Annotated in this window: 16 protein-coding genes; 2 read left to right on the top strand and 14 right to left on the bottom strand. The window is 68.9% G+C overall.

Features of this window, described 5'->3' with window-relative positions; all coding sequences use genetic code 11:
- Positions 1-113: 113 nt before the first annotated feature.
- The gene (locus M2650_RS15545) at positions 114-1,565 is read left to right on the top strand and encodes an FAD-dependent oxidoreductase (protein ID WP_249476073.1); all 1,452 of its coding nucleotides are present in this window, start codon (positions 114-116) and stop codon (positions 1,563-1,565) included.
- A gap of 83 nt (positions 1,566-1,648) precedes the next feature.
- On the opposite strand, the gene M2650_RS15540 is transcribed toward M2650_RS15545, so the two are convergent.
- From M2650_RS15540 to M2650_RS15490, 11 genes are all read right to left on the bottom strand, one after another.
- Positions 1,649-2,458, bottom strand: coding sequence for a hypothetical protein (locus M2650_RS15540; protein WP_249476072.1), 810 nt, complete (start codon positions 2,456-2,458; stop codon positions 1,649-1,651).
- Between the two features lie 148 nt (positions 2,459-2,606).
- Positions 2,607-2,954, bottom strand: coding sequence for an endonuclease domain-containing protein (locus tag M2650_RS15535; protein ID WP_249476070.1), 348 nt, complete (start codon positions 2,952-2,954; stop codon positions 2,607-2,609).
- A gap of 85 nt (positions 2,955-3,039) precedes the next feature.
- Positions 3,040-3,633, bottom strand: a complete 594-nt coding sequence (folE, locus tag M2650_RS15530; RefSeq protein WP_249476068.1) for a GTP cyclohydrolase I FolE — start codon at positions 3,631-3,633, stop codon at positions 3,040-3,042.
- A gap of 82 nt (positions 3,634-3,715) precedes the next feature.
- On the bottom strand, positions 3,716-4,174 hold the full coding sequence (locus M2650_RS15525) for a glycine zipper 2TM domain-containing protein (protein ID WP_249476066.1): 459 nt from the start codon (positions 4,172-4,174) through the stop codon (positions 3,716-3,718).
- An 87-nt stretch (positions 4,175-4,261) separates the two neighbouring features.
- A complete protein-coding gene (locus M2650_RS15520) occupies positions 4,262-4,624 on the bottom strand; it encodes a hypothetical protein (protein ID WP_249476065.1) in 363 nt (120 codons plus the stop codon).
- A gap of 164 nt (positions 4,625-4,788) precedes the next feature.
- Positions 4,789-6,261 (bottom strand): efflux transporter outer membrane subunit, encoded by a 1,473-nt coding sequence (locus tag M2650_RS15515; protein WP_249476064.1) that lies wholly within the window; start codon positions 6,259-6,261, stop codon positions 4,789-4,791.
- Positions 6,254-6,835, bottom strand: coding sequence for a nuclear transport factor 2 family protein (locus M2650_RS15510; RefSeq protein ID WP_249476063.1), 582 nt, complete (start codon positions 6,833-6,835; stop codon positions 6,254-6,256). Before M2650_RS15510 ends, M2650_RS15515 begins: the two co-directional genes overlap by 8 nt.
- Positions 6,828-9,995 (bottom strand): efflux RND transporter permease subunit, encoded by a 3,168-nt coding sequence (locus tag M2650_RS15505; RefSeq protein ID WP_249476062.1) that lies wholly within the window; start codon positions 9,993-9,995, stop codon positions 6,828-6,830. Before M2650_RS15505 ends, M2650_RS15510 begins: the two co-directional genes overlap by 8 nt.
- 139 nt (positions 9,996-10,134) lie before the next feature.
- Positions 10,135-11,334: an efflux RND transporter periplasmic adaptor subunit gene (locus M2650_RS15500; protein WP_249476060.1), complete on the bottom strand. Its 1,200-nt coding sequence runs from the start codon at positions 11,332-11,334 to the stop codon at positions 10,135-10,137.
- 50 nt (positions 11,335-11,384) lie between these two features.
- Complete coding sequence (locus tag M2650_RS15495; RefSeq protein WP_249476058.1) at positions 11,385-12,302, bottom strand: SDR family NAD(P)-dependent oxidoreductase; 918 nt, start codon at positions 12,300-12,302, stop codon at positions 11,385-11,387.
- Entirely contained in the window at positions 12,299-12,556 is a 258-nt protein-coding gene (locus M2650_RS15490) for a hypothetical protein (protein ID WP_249476057.1), read from the bottom strand. The genes M2650_RS15495 and M2650_RS15490 overlap by 4 nt, the downstream gene beginning before the upstream one ends.
- Positions 12,557-12,685: 129 nt before the next feature.
- On the opposite strand from M2650_RS15490, the gene M2650_RS15485 reads away from it, so the two are divergent.
- On the top strand, positions 12,686-13,768 hold the full coding sequence (locus M2650_RS15485) for a LysR family transcriptional regulator (RefSeq protein WP_249476056.1): 1,083 nt from the start codon (positions 12,686-12,688) through the stop codon (positions 13,766-13,768).
- Positions 13,769-13,885: 117 nt separating this feature from the next.
- On the opposite strand, the gene recD is transcribed toward M2650_RS15485, so the two are convergent.
- From recD to recC, 3 genes are read right to left on the bottom strand one after another with little or no spacing between them, the layout of a single operon-like run.
- Positions 13,886-15,805 carry an exodeoxyribonuclease V subunit alpha gene (recD, locus tag M2650_RS15480; RefSeq protein WP_249476054.1) on the bottom strand — a complete coding sequence of 640 codons (1,920 nt, stop codon included), beginning with the start codon at positions 15,803-15,805 and terminating at the stop codon, positions 13,886-13,888.
- Positions 15,802-19,404: a UvrD-helicase domain-containing protein gene (locus tag M2650_RS15475; RefSeq protein ID WP_249476053.1), complete on the bottom strand. Its 3,603-nt coding sequence runs from the start codon at positions 19,402-19,404 to the stop codon at positions 15,802-15,804. Before M2650_RS15475 ends, recD begins: the two co-directional genes overlap by 4 nt.
- Entirely contained in the window at positions 19,401-22,754 is a 3,354-nt protein-coding gene (gene recC / locus M2650_RS15470) for an exodeoxyribonuclease V subunit gamma (RefSeq protein ID WP_249476051.1), read from the bottom strand. The genes M2650_RS15475 and recC overlap by 4 nt, the downstream gene beginning before the upstream one ends.
- Positions 22,755-22,964 lie beyond the last annotated feature (210 nt).

Below are 22,964 nucleotides of genomic sequence, written 5' to 3'. Positions count from 1 at the left end.
CCTTTTTCAAAGGGGGAGAAAGCCATGGACTCGCTGGTTTCTGCTGTTCCCCTCTTTGAAAAAGAGGGGGCAAGGGGAGATTTGCTTTTGATCTTGCTTTGGACGGCAAGCCCATGAGCAAGAAAACCGCCTTCGAATTCCTCGACACCCCGCGCCGCATGCCCGAGCGCGTGCCGCTGCCGCTGCGCAAGCAGGGCGACTGGAGCGAACTGTACGGCCGTTTCGGCGCCGAGGAAGCCAAGCACCAATCCGCACGCTGCCTGGACTGCGGCAATCCTTACTGCTCGTGGGGCTGCCCCCTGCACAACTACATCCCGCAATGGCTGGAACTGGCGCGCGAAGGCCGCATCCACGAGGCGGCCGCGCTGTGCCACGAAACCAACCCGCTGCCGGAAATCTGCGGCCGCGTCTGCCCGCAGGACCGTTTGTGCGAAGGCGCCTGCACGCTCAACGACGGCTTCGGCGCGGTGACCATCGGCGCGGTCGAGAAATACATCGTCGACGCCGCGCTTGCGGACGGATGGCGGCCGGACATGACCGCGGTCGAGCCGACCGGCAAACGCGTCGCAGTCGTCGGCGCCGGGCCCGCCGGATTGGCCTGCGCGGATCGACTCGCGCGTTCCGGCGTCGCCGCGACGGTGTTCGACCGTTACGAATCGATCGGCGGCTTGCTGCAGTTCGGCATCCCCAGCTTCAAGCTCGACCGTTCGGTGATGCCGGCACGGCGCGAAATCCTGGAAGGCATGGGCGTCGAGTTCAAGCTCGGCGTCGAGATCGGACGCGACATCGCGTTCCGTACGCTGCTCGACGACTACGATGCGGTCTTCCTCGGCTTGGGCAGCTACCGCTACACCGATGGCGGCCTGCCGGGGCAGGATCTGCGCAACGTGCTGCCGGCGCTGCCTTTCTTGGTGCAGAACGGGCGCATCGTTTGGGGCAACGACCCGCAGGGCCGGCCGATCGCCGGCTGGGAAGACGAAATTGCGTTGCCCGATCTGCGCGGCAAGCAGGTAGTCGTGCTCGGCGGCGGCGACACCGGCATGGACTGCGTGCGCAGCGCGGTGCGGCTGGGCGCGGCCGGCGTGCGCTGCGTCTATCGGCGCGACGAGGCGAACATGCCCGGCTCGGCGCGCGAGGTGGCGAACGCACGCGAAGAAGGCGTGGAATTCCTGTTCAACCGGCAGCCGCTGGGTTTGCTCGGCGATGGCGACGTCGCCGCCGTGCGCGTCGCCGAAACGCGATTGGGCGATCCCGACGCGCGCGGCCGCCAGCGCGCGGAAATCGTGCCGGGCACGGAATCCGAGCTGCCCGCCGACGTGGTGATTATCGCTTTCGGTTTCCAGCCCGATCCGCCGGACTGGCTAACCGCGCACGGTATCGCTTCGCACGATAACGGCCGCATCCGGGTGGAAGGCGGGCTGCCGTTCCAGACTTCGAACCCGCGCGTGTTCGCCGGCGGCGATGGCGTGCGCGGCGCCGACTTGGTGGTTACCGCAGTGTACGAAGGCCGCGAGGCAGCGAAAGGCATCGCGCGGATGCTGACCGCGGGCTCTTGCTCTTCGTAAGAGCGGCTATAGCCGCTTTCACGTATGCATGGACGTACGGAAAAGAGCTCGCGGCTAAAGCCGCTCCTACAAAAAGCGGGTCGTCAGCGCTGGGCCATCAACTGCGCGGTCGACACCGCCAGCCGCTCGACCGCATCGCCGAAATCGCCATGGCCGCCGTCGGCGTACACGCCGTTGCCGCGGCCGAACTGCGACGCGACATCAGCGGAGATACGGCTGGCTTCGGCGAAGGAGCGGTTCAAGCTGCCTTCCAAAGTCGATACCGCATCGACCGCGTCGGCGAAATCGCCGCGCATCGCGCTGTCCATTACGCTGCTGGCCACGTTCGACAGGCTGCGCATCTCGCGGGCGACCGAAGCGATGTCGCCGAGGCCCGGCACGCGGCCGTTGGTCAGTGCGCCGGTCGCCAGCGTGCCGAGCACACCTTGCAGGTTGCTGCTGGTGGATGCGCCGGGAATCTTGCCAGCGAAGGCATCGATGGCCATGTTCGCCAGCGGCTGCATAGATGCCGGCAGGTTGGACGACACCGCATCGCGCGCGGCGTCCTGCAAGCTGCCGCCGACCAAGGCGTTGACCACCCCCATCACCGCACCCGGCAGGCCGCCGGTGACGGCGCCCATGAACGCGGCGCCGACCAGGCCCTGCAGGTCCTTCGCGTCCAGGCCCAGCATGTCGGCCAGGTTGCCGATCGCATCGCTGAGTCCGGCCGCATCGGTGACCGAACCGAGCATGCCGGTGACGGCATCGGCGACCGCATCGACCGCTTGCCCCAAGGCATCGGCGGCCGCTTCGGCGGCGTTGCCCAGACCGTCGGTCGAGTTGTCGTTGCCCGCAGCGTTCGAGCCTCCGCCGCCGCCAACCCCGCTTGCGCCGTCGCTACCGTCGCTGCTCATGGCCCTGCCTCCGTGAACGGGTTACGGACTGAGGTTAGGCCTTGTTTTCCAGGGATAAAACCTAGTGCCGACCCGAGGTCGCGATGCTTTTCCCTCTCCCCTTGCGGGAGAGGGACAGGCCCAAAGGGCCAGGGAGAGGGTCCGGCTCTTAGCGCGAACTTTCCAGCGCCTTTAGGACCGAATCCAGCACAGCCTCGATACGCTGCAGGATGTCGTTATTCCAGAACCGAAGCACGCGGAATCCCTGCGCTTCCAGCCATGCGGTGCGCACCGCGTCGTACTCGAGGGCGTCGCTATGCTGCCCGCCATCCGCTTCGACCACGACGCGGCAACGCAGGCATACGAAATCGACGATGTAAGGCCCGATGGGTTGCTGTCGTCTGAACTTGAACCCTGAAAACCGCTTACCCCGAAAATGGCGCCATAGCAGGGCTTCCGCATCCGTTTGGATGGTGCGCATGCGTTTGGCATGGTCGAGCAGATTTTCTTCCGACATTCGGGCCGAACCTTGAAAAGCCGAACCCTCTCCCTGGCCCTTCGGGCCTGTCCCTCTCCCGTAAAGGGAGAGGGGAAGCAAAAAACTAGCCGCTATCGCGGATGAAGCGCAGGAACTCGGCGCGGGTGCGCGCATCGTCGCGGAAACCGCCCAGCATCTTGGAGGTGACCATGCTGACGCCGCGCTTGTGGATGCCGCGCGTGGTCATGCATTCGTGGGTGGCTTCGACCACCACGCCGACGCCGCGCGGGTTGAGCACCTGCTGGATGCAGTGGGCGATCTGGGCGGTCATCTTCTCCTGCACCTGGAAGCGGCGCGCATAGGTCTCGACCACGCGCGCCAGCTTGCTGATGCCGACCACCTTGCCGTCGGGCAGATAGCCGACGTGCGCCTTGCCGATGATCGGCGCCATGTGGTGCTCGCAATGGCTTTCGAACTCGATGTCGCGCAGCACGATCATCTCGTCGTAGCCGGCCACTTCCTCGAACGTGCGCGCGAGGTATTCGTGCGGGTCGCCGGCGTAGCCGCTGAACCAGTCGCCGTAAGCCTCGACCACGCGTTTGGGCGTATCCAGCAGGCCCTCGCGCGCCGGGTCTTCGCCGGCCCAGCGCAGCAGGATGCGCACCGCATCCTCGGCCTGTTCGCGGCTGACCGCGTTGCTATCGTCGTGAGAGGCCATGGCGGCTCCGGCAATGCGGGGGAGAAGACGCACATGGTAGCGCGACACCCGTATCGCAACCCCGGATCGCCTTGCGGCTGCGCTATTCGACGCGGCCCATCGCTCGCAGGTTGTCGTCGAGCTCGCGCCAGGCGTGCTCCACCGCAGGCTGCGCCTGTTCCCAGCTCAAGCGGGAGACGCCGCGAACGCGCCCCCAATCTTCGGCCAGCGTCGGCGCCGCCATCGCGAAAGGCTGGCCGCCGTGCGTGGCGTAGGTGTCCAGGCCGTAACGGTAGGCCGGTGCGTAATCCTCCCAGCGCATGCCTTCGACGTAATAAGGCGTGGTGCGGTAGACCTGCTGGTAGTGGCCGAGGTCGCCGCGCGGATCGGCCGCTTCGGACAGGCGATGCCCGATGATCGCGCCCGCTGCGCCGCCCGCGACCGCGCCCAGCGTGAGCCCCGGCGTGCCGCCGACGACCGCGCCGACGACCGCGCCGAGCACGCCGCCGCCTAGGGTAGCGCTTCCGGTACCGAGGATATGGTCTTTCTGCAGCGTACTCATGGCGCGCCCTCCACCTTTCGGCATGCTTTCCAAGCTAGCCCTGCGGCCGTCCAGTGCGGGTGAATTCCGCGCCTTCCGGCGTGCGCGCTACTGCCGCCGATCGGTCGACCGGCCGCGTTCGCCGCTGATGTCCTGGTCGATCAACTGCCAGATGTCGCGGATCGCGCCCCTCGCTTCGGCCCAGGCCAGGCGCGATTCGGCTCGGCCGGCGTCCCAGTCGTGTTCCAACTGGGCTTCCACCTCATCAAAGCGTCGGCCGCCGAAGCGGCCGTAGCTTTCGTAGCCGTAGCGGTAGGCCGGCGCGTAGTCCGGCCAGCCGCGGCCGGTGGAGTAGTAGACCGCCTCACGGTAGACGCGTCGAAAATGCCGCTCGTAATCCATCCAGTCGCTCTCTTCCTCGAACGGCTGGCGGGCGGCACTGGATTGCGGAGGACGTCCACGGAGATTCATGTGGGCCATGCTGCCTGGCGCGTTGCGCCTTCGTTCTGCGATCGCCTGCAAACTAGGACAGTCGCGGTCGCAGCATGGTGAAGATGCGCGCATTCATACGCGATGCGCGCACTTCGTTCGGGTTCCTAAACGCAATCGCGAAGCATGAACCGGCCAAATCGCGCCTAGAGATCGGCGACATCCTCGCGCAGCGGCTGACGCTGCGGCCAGCCGCCTGCCAGCGCTTTGTACAGTCCTACCGCGCCGACCACGCTGCGGGTGCGGGCATCGGCGAACGCTTCCTGCGCCTGCAGGCGCGTGCGTTCGGCATCGAGCACTTCCAGCAATCCCGACGCGCCGGCCTCGTACCGCACCCGCGCCAGTTGCGCGGCGCGCGCGCTGTCGGTAGCGGCGCGTTCCAGGTGGCCGTCTTCGACACGCGCCTTGGCATAGCGCACCAGCGCGTTTTCGGTGTCCTCCAGCGCCAGCAGCACGGTCTGCTGGTAGCGCGCCAGTTCGCCGGCGGCATCGGCATCGGAAGCGGCGATGCGGGCGCGCACGCGGCCGATGTCCAGGAACGACCAGTCGATGCCCAGCGCGACCAGCCGCGTTTCGCTGTCGCGCTCGAACAGCGCGCTGCTGTCGATCGCCTGGCTGCCGATCAGGCCGCCCAGGGTGAAGCGCGGGAACAGATCGGCAGTGGCCACGCCGATGCGCGCGGTGGCGGCGTGCAGCCGGTGCTCGGCGGCGGCGATGTCCGGGCGGCGGCGCAGCAATTCGCCGGGCGTACCGGCGTCCAGCCGCGCGGGCAGGGCGGGCAACGGCTTCTGCGCGTCCAACTCGCCGATCAGCGCGTCGGGCGTTTTGCCGCTGAGCACGCCCAGGCGGTGCATCGATACGGCGATCTGCGCTTCCAGCGCCGGTATCCGCGCCGACGTGGTTTCCAGCTGCGCACGGGCGCGCGACGTGTCGAATTCGGTGTCGCGGCCGGCGTCCAGGCGCGCTTGCACCAGGCGCAGCGTCTCGCGCTGGTTGTCCGTGTTCTCGCGCGCCACGTGCAGCCGTTCCTGCAGGCCGCGCAACTCGATGTAGGTGCGGGCGACTTCGCCGACGATCGCCACCTGCAGCGCCTCCAGATCCGCCGCAGTGGCGGCGGCATCGGCGCGGTTGGCCTCGACGTTGCGGCGGATGCGGCCGAACAGGTCCAGTTCCCAAGTCGCCGAAATGCCGGCGCTGTAGCTTTCGCCGTCGCGGTCGGCGCGCGAGGCGCCCGGCGCCTGGTCGGCGCTGCTGCGCGCGTCGCTGGCCTGCGCATCGGCGGTGACGGTGGGGAAACGGTCGAACTTGGCTTCGCGCAGCAGCGCGTTGGCGCGGTCGTAACGCGACAGCGCGATGCGCAGGTCGTGGTTGGCGGCCAGCGATTCCTCCACCAGCCAGGTCAGCTGCGGATCTTCGAAGCCGCGCCAGAATTCGGCGTCGGCTTCGCGCAGGGCGATGTCGGCCGCGGTGGGCGTGGCGGCCGCTTCGGCGCGCGCGAATCGCTCGGGCGCGGCGACGGTCGGCTTCACGAAATCGGGGCCGACGGCGCAAGCGGCCAACGCCAGCGTGAGCGCCGCGGTTTTCAGCATCGCGAGCGCGGTCGGTTTCAGGTCATGCATGGGGACTCTCCAAAGAATCGCTGCGCGTCGCGGCGGCTTGCGGAAACAGCACGGAAGGATCGCCGGTCAGCCAGACATTGCCGATCCGCAACGACTGGATCACCCAACGGTCGCCCTGCCTGCGCAGTTCGGCGGTGTAGAGGTTCTTCAGCAACAGATGGCGGCTGTGATCGTCGCGCGGCAGGTGCTGCGCTTCGACCAGGGCGGACAAGGTGGCGCGGTCGCCGTCGTAAGCGGTCACGCGCGGGTTGGTGACGGTATGGGTCGTGTCGAGCGCCGCGATATTCGCGAACACGGTGTCGGCGATGGCCTGGCGCCCGGAAAACACCGGAATCCGCGCGCCCAGCCGCTGCGCCGGCCCGGTGAAATCCAGTGTCGCGTCGGCCGCGAAGGCCGATTCGAACAAGCCGCGATCGCGCAAATCCTGCCCTGCGCCGAAACGGTACAGGGCATCGACGATCTCGAAATGCTCGCCGGCGGTCGGCGCGTTGCGGCGAGGCGCGGAATGCGCCTCGCCGGCCATGACCTCGCGGATGTCTTCGCGCGAGGGGATCTGCGGAACGGTATTAGGCATGGTTCACCCCGTACAGCGCTTCCGGCGGCGTCGCGGCCTTGCCGCGCGTGACCAACTTGCGCAGCGCGACGTAGAACACCGGCGTCAGGAACAGGCCGAACAGGGTGACGCCGAGCATGCCGGAGAACACGGTGATGCCCGTGGCCTGGCGCACTTCCGCGCCGGCGCCGTGCGAGAACACCAGCGGGATGGTGCCGGCGATGAAGGCGATCGAAGTCATCACGATCGGGCGCAGGCGCAGGCGGCAGGCTTCCAGCGCCGCTTCGACGATGCTCTTGCCCTGCATTTCCAGTTCGCGCGCGAATTCGACGATCAGGATCGCGTTCTTGCACGCCAGGCCCATCAGCACCACCAGGCCGACCTGCACGAACACGTTGTTGTCGCCGGTCATGCCCACGCCGATCAGCGCGGCGAGCATGCACATCGGCACGATCAGGATCACCGCCAGCGGCAACGTCCAGCTTTCGTACAGCGCGGCCAGCACCAAGAAGGCCAGCAGCACCGCCAGCGGGAACACGACCAGCGCCGCGTTGCCCTGGGTCGCCTGCTGGTAGCTCAGGTCGGTCCACTCGATCTCCATGCCGTTGGGCAGTACCTGATTCGCCAGCTCCTGGATCTTCTCCATCGCTTGCGCCGACGACAGCATCGTCGGGTCCGCCTCGCCGAGCAGGTCCGCAGCCGGATAGCCGTTGTAGCGGATCACCGGGTCGGGGCCGTAGGTCTGGGTGACCTTCACCATGCTGCCGATCGGCACCATCTCGCCGTTGGCGTTGCGGGTGCGCAGGTTGGCGATGTCTTCGACGTTGTCGCGGTACGGCCCGTCGGCTTGCGCGATCACCTGCCAGGTGCGGCCGAACAGGTTGAAGTCGTTGACGTAGGCCGAACCCAGATAGGTCTGCAGCGTGTCGAACAGCTCGGTCAAGGGCACGTTCTGCGCCTTGGCCTTCACCCTGTCGACCTCGGCGTCCAGCTGAGGCACGTTGGCCTGGTAGCTGCTGTTGATGAAGCCCAACCCCGGCGTCTGCGCGCCCGCGCCCTGCATGCCCTGCACCGCGCTCTGCAGCGCGCCGTAGCCCAGGTTGCCGCGGTCTTCGACGAAGGCGGCATAGCCCGAGCCGTTGCCCAGGCCCTGGATCGGCGGCGGCAGCAGCGAGAACGCGAAGCCTTCCTGGATGCCTGCGAGCTTGGCGCTCAGTTCCGCATTGATCTCGGACGCGCTGCGCGTTCGCTCGCCGAACGGCTTGAGGTTGATGAAGGTGACGCCGTAGTTTGGCGTGTTGATGAACTGCAGCGGATTGAAGCCGGGGAAGGCGACGTCGTTCTGGGTGCCCTCGATGCCCATCGCGATCTGCCCGATCTTCTTCAGCGCCGCATCGGTGCGTTCGATCGAAGCGCCCTCGGGCATCTTGATGCCGGCGATGATGTAGGACTTGTCCTGCACCGGGATGAAGCCGCGCGGCACGAGCTGGAACATCAGCCCGGTGGCGACCAGCAGCGCCGCGTAGATCGCGAACACCGCGCCGCGGCGCCCCAGCGCCTTGGACACGCCGCGCTCGTAACGCTGCGCATTGGTGCCGAAGAAGCGGTTGAACGGGCGGAACAGCCAGCCGAAAGCGCGGTCGATCAGGCGCGTCGGCGCATCCTTCGGCGCGCCGTGCGGCTTCAGCAGGCGCGCGGCCAAGGCCGGCGACAGGGTCAGCGAGTTGATCGCCGAGATCACCGTGGAAATGGCGATCGTCACCGCGAACTGCTTGTAGAACTGGCCGGTCACGCCGCTCAGGAAGGCCATCGGCACGAATACCGCGCACAGCACCAGCGCGATCGCGATGATCGGGCCGGACACTTCCTTCATCGCCAGGTGCGCCGCTTCCAGCGGGCTGGCGCCGTGCTCGATGTGGCGTTCGACGTTTTCGACGACCACGATCGCGTCGTCGACGACGATGCCGATCGCCAGCACCAGGCCGAACAAGGTGAGCGTATTAATCGAGAATCCGAGCAGGTACAGCGCCGCGAACGTGCCCACCACCGACACCGGCACCGCGATCAGCGGAATGATCGAGGCGCGCCAGGTCTGCAGGAACAGGATCACGACCAGCACCACCAGCAGCGTCGCTTCCAGCAGCGTGGTGATCACCGACTTGATCGAATCGCGCACGAAGACCGTGGTGTCGTAGATCGACTTGTACTCCACGCCCGGCGGGAAGGTCTTGGCGGCCTCGTCCATGCGCCGGATCACTTCGTCGCGGATCTGCAGCGCGTTCGCGCCCGGCGCCTGGAAGATGCCGATCGCGGCGGCATTCTGGCCGTCCAGGCGTGCGCGCATCGTGTAGTCGCCGGCGGCGAGCTCCACGCGCGCGACATCGGACAAGCGCACCACTTCGCCGCCTTCGCCGCTCTTGAGCACGATGTTGCCGAACTCTTCGGGCGTCGACAGCCGGCCGCGGGCGTTGATCGGGGTCAGGAATTGGCTGCCGTTCGCCATCGGCTCGGCGCCGAGCTGGCCGGCCGAGACCTGGATGTTCTGCTCGCGCACCGCGCGCACCACATCGCCGGCGGTCATGCCGCGTGCGGCGACCTTGTCCGGATCCAGCCATAGCCGCATCGCGTAATCGCCGCCGCCGAACGCTTGCGCATCGCCGACGCCGGGAATGCTGGCCAGCCGGTCCTTGATGTGCAGGCGCATGTAGTTGCGCAGGTACAGCGTGTCGTACTTGCCGGACGGCGACACCAGGTGCACCACCATCAGGAACACCGGCGACTGCTTCTGCGTGGTCACGCCCTGCCGGCGCACGTCCTCCGGCAAACGCGCCAGCGCCTGGCTGACCCGGTTCTGCACGCGCACCGTCGCCTCGTCGGCGTCGACGTCGGGCTGGAAGGTGACCGTGGTGGCCAGCACGCCGTCGGAACTGGCGACCGACTTCATGTACATCAGGCCTTCGACGCCGCGGATCGATTCCTCCAGCGGCGTGGCCACGGTTTCGGCGATCACTTTGGGATTCGCGCCCGGATACACCGTGCGCACGACCACGGAAGGCGGCACCACTTCCGGGTACTCGCCGATCGGCAGCAGCGGGATCGAGATCAGGCCGGCGGCGAAGATCACGATCGACAGCACGGCGGCGAAGATCGGCCGGTCGATGAAGAATTTTGAGAAGTCCATGGGGAATCCTTAGGCAATCGGTGGGCTTGGCCCGCGTTTTCTGACGCAGCCAGGCTTGCTTGTTTGGTTCGGCGCGGACTGTCAGGTCGCGCGCCCTCACCCAACCCTCTCCCGCAGGCGGGAGAGGGCTTCGATCACGTCACTTCATCGCGACTTGTTGCGTCGGAGCGGGCGCGCCCATCGCGATCAGCTTCGGCGCCACCGGCATGCCGGGGAAGAAGATCTTCTGCACGCCGTGCACTACCACCTTATCGGCGGGCGCCAGGCCCGAGTTGACCACGCGCAGGCCGTCGACCATGCGCCCGAGCACCACGTCCTTGCGCACCGCCGTGTTCTTCGGGCCCAGTACGTACACGTACTTGCGGTCCTGGTCGGTGAGCACGGCCTTGTCGTCGATCAGCATGGCCTTGAACTGCGCGCTGCCTTCGATCTGGACGCGCGCGAACAGGCCCGGCGTGAACACGCGGTCGGGGTTGGGCACCACGGCGCGGGCGCGGATCGTACCGGTGTTCGAATCCACTTGGTTGTCGGTGAAGTCGAGCTTGCCGGTATGCGGATAGCCTTCCTCGTTGGCCAGACCGATTCGCACCGGGTTGCCGGCCGCGGCGCGCTCGCCGTCGCGGGCGAGCTGGTTGTAGCGCAGGTAGGTCTGCTCGTCGCTTTCGAAGTAGACGTGCACCGGATCCAGCGACACGACCGTGGTCAGCAGCGTCGAATCGGCCTGGGCCAGGTTGCCTTCGGTGACCATCGCGCGGCCGGCGCGGCCGTCGATCGGCGAACGCACCTGGGTGAACTGCAGGTCCAGCTGCGCGCTTTCGACCGCGGCTTGCGCCGCGTTGACGCCGGCGTTGCCCTGCGCGGTGGCGGCCTTGCGCGAGTCGAATTCCTCGCGCGAGATCGCTTTGGCTTCGAGCAAGGTCGCTGCGCGCGCATCCTGGGTCTGGGCCAGCCGCGCTTCGCTGCGCGCGCGCTCCAGGTTGGCCTGGGCGCGGGCGAGTTCGGCGCGGTAGCGGCGCTGGTCGATCACGAACAACAGGTCGCCTTTCTTGACTTCCTGGCCTTCCTTGTAAGCGACGCGTTCGACGTAGCCGCTGACGCGCGGACGCAGTTCGACGGTTTCCACCGCGCTGACGCGGCCGGTGAAATCGTCCCACTGCCGTACCGGCTTGGACAACACGGTGGCGACGCTGACTTCGGGCGCGGGCGGCGCCGCGCCTTCGCCCGGCGCGGCCTGGCTGCTGCACGCGGCGATGGCCGCCGCGATCACAGCGCTCAGGGCGAGCGCCGCGAGCGAGTATCGGGTACCCGAACGGACTTGGAATTTGTTGGGAGCGTTCATCGGGGGGAGGTTCCTGATTGGTTTTCGGTGTGAGCTGGGGTAGGTGGGCGCTAGGTCTGGTGCGAGCGCGGCTTGGCTGAGGCGAGCGTCTGCAGCAGCGTGCGCGCGTCATGCAGACAGCGTGGTGGCAGCAGCTCGGCGTCGCTATCCGGTCCTTGCGTATTCGTCGATTGAGCGACCGCGTTTTCGACATCGGGCGGGAGCGCTTCTGCGGTCGGCGCCGTCGCCGGCAAGTCGATGTCGTCGGACCAGGGCGAGTTCGCCAGCGATCCGGCCGCAGGCCACGCGGCGTAGCGCACCACGGCATGGGCGGGCACGGCCGCCGAATGCTCGATCAGCGCCAGCGCGCGACGGCCGACCGATAGCGCGTTCGGCCATTGCGTGCATGCGTGCTTGCGGTTGGCTTCGGTCTGCAACGGCGAATCCACCGCCAGCAGCTGCACGCGGATCGGATACGCCCGCGCCTCGTCGTGCAGCACGCGGGCGAGCATGCGCAACGCGGCGGCGGCGATCGAGTCGTGGCCGTAGCCGGCCCACGGATGCTCGCCGCCCGGACCGCCGATCAGCACGTAGGCGCCGCCGCGGTCGGATTCGGCCAGCAGCGGCAGCAGATGGCGTGCGGCGGCCAGATGCGGCAGCAGGTCTTCGTCGAGCGTACGGCGCAGGAAGTCGGCCGGCTGGTCGAGCAGGCGGCCACGCTTGCCGCCACCGCAAACGGTCGCGACCACGCCGCCGAGCGGCCGGCCCAGCGCGCGCAATTCCTCGCCCAGCCGCGCCGCGTCGGCTTCGCTGCCGACCGAGGCGCTGATTGCGACCAGGTCGGCGCCGGCATGCCGCTGGCGCAAGGCGTTCAGCGCAGCGACGTCGCGGGCGATGGCGATCACCGGCCAGCCGCCGTCCAGTGCGGCCTGCACCACGCCATGGCCAACGGCACCCGTGGCGCCCAGGACAATCAGGGCCGCCTTCATTGTCCCGCCCCCGGGATTTTTCCTCCCGTGAATGGGACGATGTGGTCGCGGCTGAGCCAGGCCAGCAGGGCACCGGTGGCTGGCATGACGAACATGGCAGCGGGTACGGAGACGATGCCGGACACCAGCCAGGCGTGCTTTGCGTCAAGCGCAAACCATTGATTCAAAAGGGCAGCAACCACAGCCACCAACAACGCTTGCGCGGTCAGGGCCGTGGGCAGATAGGCGAGGCGGGCTTGGGCGGGGGTCAGCATGGCGGCGGCTATGGATCGGGGTGCGATACACAGTAGTCGCGCGAGCGCCACTTGATTAGACACTGAATCGGGGAATAATTGTCCCCGAGGTGGGCCAATCGGCCCACCACCTTCTGGAGGCCTTCCCCCATGGCCCGCGATCTCAACGACACCCTGATCTTCGTCAAAGTGGTCGAGCACGGCAGTTTCATCGCTGCCGCCAAGACCCTGCGCCTGCCCAAGACCACGGTCAGCCGCAAAGTGCAGGAACTGGAAACGCGCCTCGGCGCGCAACTGCTGCATCGCACGACACGCAAGCTCGGCCTCACCGAAGCCGGCAACATCTACTACGAACATTCGCAACGCATCGCCCGCGAACTCGACGAAGCCGAGAGCGCGGTCGGCCAATTGCAGGGCGGCCCGCGCGGCTGGTTGCGCCTCACCGCCCCCTATTCGCTCGGCATCGAACGCATCGCGCCGTTGTTGGGCGAGTTCCATGCGCGCCACCCCGAAGTGCGCGTGGAAATGCTGCTCAGCAACGAACCGCTGGACCTGATCGACAAGGAAATCGACGTCGCGCTGCGCGTCGGCAATCTTCCCGATTCGAATCTGATCGCGCGCAAGCTGACCGTGTTCCGCACCCAGGTGTACGCCAGCCCCGGCTATCTGGAACGACACGGCGAGCCGCTGCATCCGGACGACCTGCAACATCACCGCACGTTGGGCATGCAGAAGATGCATCGCAACGGCCATTACTACTGGCCGCTGAGCGACGGCGAGCGCATGGTCGAATACCGCATCGATCCGGTGATGGTGGCCAACGACCCGGCCGGCGTGCGCGGCGCGCTGCTATGCGGCGAGGGCCTGATGCTGGCCAGCGACATCATGGTCAAGGCCTATGCCGAACAAGGTTACGTGCGGCGCGTACTGGCTGGCTGGACCGGGCCGGAATACGAATTGAACGCTGTGTTCCCGCGCGGCCAGGTGACCGCGCCCAAGATCCGCGCTTTCGTCGACTTCCTGGTCGAACGCCTGAACTTCGACGCCGACTACATGCAGATCCTGTGCCCGGATGCGCGCGGCCGTTGCATGGAGGCCGACAAGGCTTCCGCGGCGGTGATGTCGGCCGAATTGGACAAGGTGGTGAAGGGCGCCAAGAAGAAGCCCGCCGCGCAACCGGCCGAACCGGTGGAAAGCACGCGCGACGACGAGGACGAAGCGCTGGTCGAATGACGCCGATCGTAGCCCGGGCGGAGCGAAGCGATACCCGGGGCTTTTGATCGCCATACCGCAGAAACATGCTCACTTGTTGGAGATGGCGACCCCGGGTATCGCTGTGCTCCACCCGGGCTACATTTCGCGCCGCAACCGCGCCGCCAGGCCCGAAACGCGCGCGGCGTGGCGCGACAGCGCGGCGCGCAGTACGGATTCGTCCGCGCAGACGTGCAAGGCGCTGCGCGCCCGCGTGATCGCGGTATAGATCAGCTCGCGCGACGCCACCCGCGTATCCGCCGAAGGCATCTGCAGCCAGACCGTATCGAATTCGGAACCTTGCGCCTTGTGCACGGTGACGGCGAAGGCGCCGGTATGCGCCGGCAGCGTGGCCGGATGGAAGCCGCGCACGCCGGCGCCGCCGAACCAGGCCACCGCCGCGCCGTCGGCATCGCGCAGGCACACGCCGATGTCGCCGTTGAACAGGCCGTGGCGATAGCTGTTCTCGGCGATCAGCAGCAAGCGTCCGTGGAAATAGGTTTCGCGCTGGGCGCCGGCCAGGGCTTCTTCGATCCGCGCGTTGAGCCGCGCCGCGCCTTGCGCGCCGTCGCGCAACGCGCACAGCACGCGCTGGCGCGCGGCGTGCTCCAGCGCGACGGCGGGATCGGCGAGCGTCGCCAATTCGCGCCATGGCGCCAACAAGGTCTCGCGCGTGAACGTCGCCAAGGGGTCGGTCGCGCCCACGTGGTAGGCGACGCCGCGCAAACCGCCTTGCAGCAGTGCCAGCACACGCTCGCCGTCGCCTAGGCGCGCGGCTTCCGCCAGCGGCGCCAACTCCAGCGCCTGCGATTGCCGATAGCCTTGGCGCAACTGCACGCGATGCCCGCTCAGCGGCGACGATGCGGGCGCCGCAGCCTCAGCCGAATCAGCCGAAGCGGGACGCTCGAACAGCGACATCTGCCGCTGCGCGGCCTCGCCGTCGTTCGCCGGCGGCGCGCGACGCGACGGCGCGCCCAGCAACGGCGCCAGCGCGGCGGCGTCCGCGGCCGCGAGCGCATCGTCCTCGCCCGCGGCATCGACGATCGCCGCCAGCACATCGCCCGCTTCCACCGACGGCAACTGATCGCGATCGCCCAGCAGGATCAGTCGCGCGCCGTCGGGCACCGCTTCGACCAGCTTGCACATCAGCGGCAGATCGACCATCGAAGCTTCGTCGACCACGACGACGTCGTACGGCAGCGGGTTGTCGCGGTCGTGGCGGAAGCGCGGCCGATCGCCGATCGGTCCGAGCAAGCGATGCAAGGTGCGCGCCTCGCCCGGCAGCGCATCGCACAGCACCGGATCGATCCCGGCCGCGCGCATCGAAGCGACCGCCCGCGCCAGACTTTGCGCCATCCGGTCCGCGGCGCGACCGGTGGGCGCGGCGAGGGCGATCCGCGGCGTCTCGACTCCGGCGACGTGCGCTTGCGCCACCAACAACGCCAGCAACCGCGCCACGGTCGTGGTCTTGCCCGTGCCCGGACCGCCGGTGACGAACAACAACTTTCGCACCAACGCGAGCGCCGCCGCACGCGCCTGCAAATCGCCCGAACGCGCCTGCGGAAACAAGGCGACGAACGTACGCGTCAGCGGACTCAAATCGGACCGCGCGGAATCCGACTGCGCGAGGCGCAGCAATCCCGCCGCCAAACGCCGTTCGTATTCGCGGTAGCGACGCAGATAGAGCAGGCCGCCTTCCAAAACCAGCGGCATGGCGGGATCCGCAGCGGCCTCGGCTTGCGGCGCGTCGACCCACAGCGACGACGCCAACGCCGCGCGCCACGCCTCGGCATCCGGCCATTCGCGGCCGTCGTCGATCAACAGCTGCGGCCGCGCCGGATCGAACGCCGCGTGGCCTTCGCCGACCGCGAACGAGGCGAGCATCGCCGCCTGCAGCACGCGCTCGTCGGGGTCGGCGCCGCGCGCGCGGTCCTGCCGGCGCAGCACGTCGGCGAAAGCGCGATCGACCGCGCGCAGGCCTTCGCGCTCGGCGGGCTCGTACCGGCGCCGTCCGCTCATGCCGGCCTCCCGTTCGCCAACAATGCGTCCGCCGCTTCGATCAACTCGCGCGGCAACGCCGGAATCGCGACGCCGCGGCCGGGCGCGGCGACGTCCATGCCGCGGCAGAACAAATAACGGACGCCGCCGAAATGGCGATCGAAACGATAGGCCTCGCCCAGCCGCAAACGCAGCCAGCGATGCACGGCGACCGCGTACAGCAGCGCCTGCAGATCGTATTCGTGCGCGGCCATCGCCTCGCGCAGCGAAGCCTCGCCGTAATCGGGCAGGAAGTTCGATTTGTAGTCGATCACGTAGGCGCGTTCGCCGGCGCGCGCGATCAGGTCGATCTTGCCGTTCATCAGCCCGTTGAGCCGCGGCCATGCGCCGAAATCGCGGCGCCCGGGCACCAGGCCGTGCGCGTGCAGCAAGCTCAGCAGCGCCTCGCCGGCGGCATCGTTCAGCACGAAATGGAATTCGAGTTCGGCGATGCGCTCCGTCGCCGCGAGTTCGCACAAGCGGAACCCGATTTCGCCGTCCGCCGCCGGCAGCGTCGCGTTCAACGTGGCGGCGACGAGCGGCGCCATTTCGCGCAGGCCGTCGATGTCCTGCTCTTCGCGATAGCCCTGGCTGCGCAGCGCGCGGCGCAATCCTTCCGCCTGGCCCGCCGGCACGTCGTCCGCATCGCGCCAGGCGGCGAAATCGGCGTGTTCCAACGCGTGGTGCAAGGCGTTGCCGAAACGTTCGCCGCCGAAAGCGCGCGGCGCGACCGGCAGCGCCGCGGTCGGCCGCTCGTCGCCGGCCGGCGTCTCCTCGACCAGCGCGGCGGCGCCGTGCGGGCGCTGCCGGTGCAGTTGGCTGAAGCTGTGGATCCACCAGTCGCGGCGCAACGGACCGCGCGGAATGCGCGCCGGCGGCGTAGGCGCGGCCGGCGCCAGACGCAGCCGCGCACGATCGTCCAGGTCGATGCGGCGCGTATCGATCTCCAATTCGTGGCCGAGCGCGGCGCGCAAAGTTTCGCTCGGCAGCGCGCCGCCGAGCAGCCGAGACAGCGACGATTTCTCCTGTCCGGCGAATGCGCCGCCGCACACCCACAAAGCGTCGACCGCCCGGGTCAAGCCGACGTACAGCAGGCGCATGTCTTCTTCGTTCTCTTCGCGCTGAGCGAGCTGGCGCGCCTGCGGCCACGGCAACGCGCCGTGCTCGTGCTTCGTTTTCCATTGGCGGACGCGCACGCCCTGCGCATCGTGATAAGCGACGAAATCGGGACCGGGCGGCGGATTGCGCCCGATGCCGGCGAACGGCAGGAATACCAGCGGAAATTCGAGTCCCTTGGCCTTGTGCAGGGTCAGGATCTGGACCCGGCTCGCGTCCGATTCCAAACGCGGCCATTGCGCTTCGTCGGCGTCGTCGGCGCGATCGATCACCGCGCGCAGCCAATCGATCTGGCCCTGCGGGCCGAGCTGCGCGGCGCTGGCTTCCTGCATCATCTCGCCCAGCTGCAGCAGATGGGTCAGGCGGCGCTCGCCGTCGCTCAGCGCCAACACCGCGGCGGCGCATTGCGCGGCGACGTCGGTCAGCATCGCCTGCGGTCCGTGCTGCTGCCAGCGCAGCCGCCAGTGTTCGAACCGGCGCTGCCATCGCCGCAAACTTTCGCCGTCGTCGTCGAGCGCGCGCAAAGCGAGCGCGTCCAGGCCGAATAGCGGCAAGGCCAGCGCGCCGCGCAGCCGGCGCTCGTCGCCCGGCGCGGCGAGCGCCAGCAGCAAGGCCAGCAGCGCCTGCGCGGCCTCGCTCGAAAACAGGCTCTGGCGTCCGGTCGCCACCGCCGGCACGCCGAGCGCGGACAACGCATCGCGCACCGCCTGCGCCTCCTGGTGGCGCCGCACCAGCACCGCGCAATCGCGCGGCTCCAGCGCGCGATGCCGGCCGTCTTTGCCGCGGCGGACGGCGCGTCCTTCGGCTGCGGCTTGCAGCAGATCGCGGATCGTTTGCGCGCACAACCGCGCCGCGACTGCCATCGATTCGGGCGTTTTCAAGTCGCGCGCCGCGCCGTTCGCGTCGACGGCTTGCGGCACGGCGCGGAACACCAGCGCAGGCGCCGGCATGCCGTCGATCAACAGATCGTCGTCGCCGTCCCGCGCCGCGTCGATGCGGCCGTAGTCGATGCCTTCGCCCATCTCGCCGGCGGGCAGCGCCGCGAACATCTCGTCGACCGCGTGGACCACGACGCGTCGCGAGCGGAAATTGCGCTCCAGCCGCATCGTGTCATCCACCCGTCCGCGCGCCTGCAGATAGGCGTGCACATCGCCGCCGCGGAAGCGGTAGATCGCTTGCTTCGGATCGCCGACCAGGACCAGGCCGCCGCTTTCCGAGATCCGGTCGAAGATCGCCCATTGGCGCGCATCGGTGTCCTGGAACTCGTCGACCAGCACCAGCGGGAACTGCGCATGCAGCGCCGCGACCAGTTTGGCGCGCGATTCCGGCGCTTCCAGCGCGCGGTGGACGCCGTCGACCAGATCGTCGAAGGCGCGCACGTTGAAGGCTTCCTTGCGCGCGGCATCGCGCCTGCGCGCCGCATCGCGCAACGCGTGCATCCGGTCGAGGTCGATCGATTCGCGCCACAGCGGGATCTGCGCGTGCGCGCGCAGCCAATCCGCGATCGCCGCGAACAACGGCGAGTGCGGCGTGCGGCCTTGTCCGGCCTTGCTGGTGCCCGCGGCCAGCGCCTCGGGCGTGTATTTCTCGCATTTCGCGTGCACGGCCGACGGCGCGCGCGGATCGTTCGCGGCTTGGGCGAGCCAGGACCAGAGGCTGTCTGCATGGTCCGGTTTGTACTGCGCATTGCTCAGCGTCTTGTCGGCGATCGCCGCCAGGATCGCCGCATGCGCGGTTTCGCCGTGCTCGGCGAATGCGGTGCGCACGTGCTGCCAAGCGGCATCGCAGGACGGCCGCGGATCTTGCGGCAACGAGGCGGGCCGCGACGGCAACAACGGCTCGGGCGCGAGCAACGGAATCATCGCTTCGGCCAGTCGGCCAAGGCTGCCGAATGCGCGGCGCAGGAAGTCGCTGCCGATCGCATCGACGCTGAACTCGCGCCACAGCTCTACGGCGAGCGCCAGTCGCGATGCGCGGTTGTCCGGTTGCAGTTCGGTCGCGATCAGCGGTTGGCCGGCGTCGAGCGCGTGCTCGGCGAGCAGGCGCTGACAGAAGCCGTGGATGGTGGCGATCGCGGCCAGATCCATGTCGCGGACCGCGCGGTTCAGGCGCAGGCGCAGCGCCGGCAGCGATTCGCCGTCGCCGGCCGCCGGATCCAAAGCGGCGTGGATCAAGCCGCGCAGCAATGCGATTTCCGGAGCGTCGCCGTCGCGTTGCGCGGGATCGCCTTCGCGCCACTGCGCCGCGAGTTCGGCGGCCTGCTGCAGCCGCACCCGCACGCGCGCATGCAGCTCCTGCGTCGCCGCGATGGTGTAGGTCACCGCGAGGATCTGCGGAACGCGCAGGCGGTCGACGATCACGGCGCGCGCGAACATGCCGGCCAACGCGTAGGTCTTGCCGGTGCCGGCGCTGGCCTCGAGCAGGCTGCGGCGGCGCAAATCGGCGCCGAGTGCGGCTGCGCTCATCGCAGGGCCTCCGCGTCCAGCGGCGCATCGCTTTCCATCGCGCCGAACAGCGCATCGGCGATGCGCACGAAGCGTTCGCGCTGGCCGAGGTCGCCATCGATGAAGGGATCGCGGCCGCGCAGCGCCAGCCGCGTCGCCGGACCGGCTTCGCCGAACTGGCGATCGCCGCCGCGCCAGCCCTCCGCGGCTTTTTCCAATGCGATGTCGCGGCCTTTCTCTCGCGCCAGGCCGAAATAGGTGTAGCCGCTGCGCGGCAGGAACGGCAGCGGTTCGCGCAACGCCGCTTCGCGCAGGTCGATCAACGCTTGCAGGCAGGCGATCGCGTCCGCTTCCCGCAACGGCGGATACGTGCGCAACGATGGCCTGCTATCGCCATTGGCGACCGCGATTTCGTACAGCGGCAAGCCGTGCAGCGACGCCAGCCAGCGGTCGATGCCATGGCGCAGCGCCTGGCCGCCGTGGCGGCCGTCCGGACTCAGCGCGACGCGCAACGCGCCGCCGTTCTGCACGTCGCGCAAACTGCCCTGCAACAGGCGCGAGCGGGTCGCCAACGCGATCGGCAGCGACTCCGAATCGATGCCGAAACCTTCAGCCAATGCGCACTGCGCGAACGGCGCGATCTCGTCGAGCGTCGCCTCCACGCTGGCGAGCCCGTCCGCGCCGGGCGCGGCCAGCGCGCGCGCGAGCAGGCGCGCATGCAGCGCCCCCGCGTCCGGACGCGAGCCCGTTCGCAGCCAGGCCGCGAACGCGGCGTGGCGCAGTTGGTAGCGCGATAGCGGATCGGGCTCGCCGAACGGTTCGTGTTCGGCCAGCGGCGCCTCTTCTTCCGGCAGGCGCAGGCCGACGCTGTCCTGCAGATAGGCCGCATGCGGCCGCATCAAGGCGCTGCGCAGGCGATCTATCGACAACGGCTCGACGGCAGGCGCCGCGCGCGGCAGCGGCAGCGGCGCGAACGCGGGCAGGTCGCTGCCGTCGCCGCGTTCGGCGGCGGCTTCGTGCCAGCGCGCATCGAAACTGAAGCGCCGCGGATCGCCCTCGCGCTCGTCGACCACGCGTTCGTCGACCAGCGGCGCGCCGAACGCGGACGGCGAAAACGGCTGCAACGCATGCCGCACGACGAGCGCGCGGCGCACGCTCTCGCGATCGCCCTCGTCCGGCGCGTGATAGCGCACCGCCGCATCGAGCAACTCGGACACCGTCGCGGACGGTTCGCGCTCGCTCCCGTCGCGCGGATCGATTCCGCACCAGCTCAGGTACAGCGCGCGGCCCGCGCTGCTGAACAGTTGCAAGAACAGATAACGGTCGGCGTCGCGCCGCGACGGATCGCCGACCCGGCGCTCGCGCGTGTCCAGATCGCGCACGATGCGGTCGAGCGGATCGCGCGCATCGCGCGCCGGGAAAGCGGCTTCGTCCATGCCCAGCAGGCAGACGACTTGGAACGGAATCAGCCGCATCGGCACCATCAGGCCGAAGCACACGCCGCCGGACAGGAACGGAGCGCGCGCATCGCCGCGAGCGAGCCGCTCGCGCACCTGCTCCAGCACGACGGCGTGTTCGACCGGCGCGTCGTAACCGGCCAGCCGCGCGCCCTCGGCGAATTCGGCGATGCCCTCGCGCAAGCGGCGCAACGCGGTGGCGTCGGGGCTGTCGCGCTCGGCGTCGAACGCGGCATCGAGCAGGCGATCGAGTTCGCGCGCCCAAACCGCCGGCGGATGCGGTTGCGCCAGGCGCGCGGCGATGTCGCGCAGCAGCGCGACGAAGCGCAGCAGGCCGTCGAGCGCATCGGTCGCGCGGCCTTCCAAGTCCGGCCACGGCGCGACTTCGCCGATGTCGGCGTCGTCGCCCGAGGCATGGCCCAGCAACAGGCGGTCGAGCGCGAATTCGAGGCTGTAGGCGCCGTCGGCGGGCGCGCCGTGGCGGGCGCGATCGGCCGCGTCCAGGCCCCAGCGCGCGCCGGCTTCTTCCAGTTGCGTCTGCAGCGTGTCGCGGTCGTCCTGGTCGACGCCGAAACGCGCCGCAACCGCCGGCACCGCGAGCAGATCGATCGCGTCGTTCGCGGTGAGCGGCCGCAGCGGCAATTCCAGCAAGCGCAGGAAGGCCGCGGCCAGCGATGCGTTCGCCAACGGACTGGTATCGGCGAGCGTGTACGGAATCTCGCGATCGCTGCCGAGCGCGCCGCCGAATACCGCTTCGATGTGCGGCGCGTACGCATCGATGTCCGGCGCGAGCACGGCGATGTCGCGCGCGCGCAGCGCGGGTTTTTCCGGCGTGCCCGGCGCTTCGAGCAGCGCGCGCAGCTGGTCGTGCAGGACCTGCACTTCGCGCAAACGGGTGTGGCAGCCGTGGAATTGCAGGCTGGCGTCGTCGGTGCGGACCGCGCTGCGCGGCCACACGGCATCGGCGCCGCCGGCGAGCGGATGACGGTTGTGCAGCACGTCCTGCTGCATGCGGCCGAGCAGGGTGCCGGCATCGGGTTCGGCGTGCGGCGCGATCTCGAAAGCGGGCGCGACCGACTCGCCGCTCACCAATCCAGCGATGAAATCGCGGCCGGCCTGGCCCCAGGCCGCGAGCAGCGGATTCGGCGCGATGCCGCCGTCGCCGCCGAGAAAATCGTCGTCCAGCGCCGGCGCGTACGAGGCCCAGCGGTTCAGATCGCCCCAGAACGCGCGCGATGGCGTATGCAGATAGAAATGCTGCTCGCCCGCGCGCGCCTGGCTGGCGATGACCTGCAGCGCATCGGGCGCCAGGTTCTGGCAGGCGAACACGAACAGCCGCGGCGGCAGCCCGCGCGGTTCGCTCACTTGGCGCAGGTAGTCGTCGATGCGGCGCGCGCGATGGCGGCGGCCGCGCGCGATCCGGCGCCACAGTTCGGCCTGCCAGTCCTGGCCCGGCGCGCGCTCCCAGGCCAGCAACCACGGGCGGCGCCAGGTTTGGTAACGCTCGTAGGTGGAAGCGAGCGCATTGGCCAACGACCAGCGCTTGAGCGGATCGGGATCGGCGGCGAATCCGCGCAACGCATCCGGCGGCGCGGTGCGCAATTCGCGCAGCAGATGCCAGCGCAAGGTGTCGGCGGTGAGGCGGTCGCTGTCCGCGGACGGCTCGAGATTCGCGTCCAACGCCAGGTCCACGAACTCGCCCGGCGTGAGGAAGATCAAGTTGGCGCAGATGCCGCTGTGCTCGGCCAGAGTCTGCTGCAGCCAGCGGCGCATCGAATGCTGCGGCACCAGCACGATGTCCGGCCGCAGCCAATCGCCGTCGACCGGCAACGCCGCGACCTGCCGGGCCAACAGGCCCGCCAGCACGTCCAGGGCATTGGAGTGGTAGAGGCGGAAATCGGCGCGCAAAGACATGCGTTATCTTGCCGCAGCGCGGTCGCGCACGCCGAGACCGGGATCGGCCCAAAGAATTCTTAAACCGATCAGGCCACCGTAGCCCGGGTAAGCGAAGCGCACCCGGGACCCCCTCGCGACTTGCCCCGGGTGCGCTTCGCTTACCCGGGCTACGGCGACTGCGCCCCGCCGGGCTACGGACTGCGCGACAATGCCACCGCTATGACCCTG

Origin of the sequence: Luteimonas galliterrae, assembly GCF_023374055.1 — a bacterium.
Lineage (GTDB): Bacteria > Pseudomonadota > Gammaproteobacteria > Xanthomonadales > Xanthomonadaceae > Luteimonas_C > Luteimonas_C galliterrae.
The sequence above is the reverse complement of the archived record's forward strand: the minus strand, read 5'-3'. Positions and strand labels throughout refer to the sequence as shown.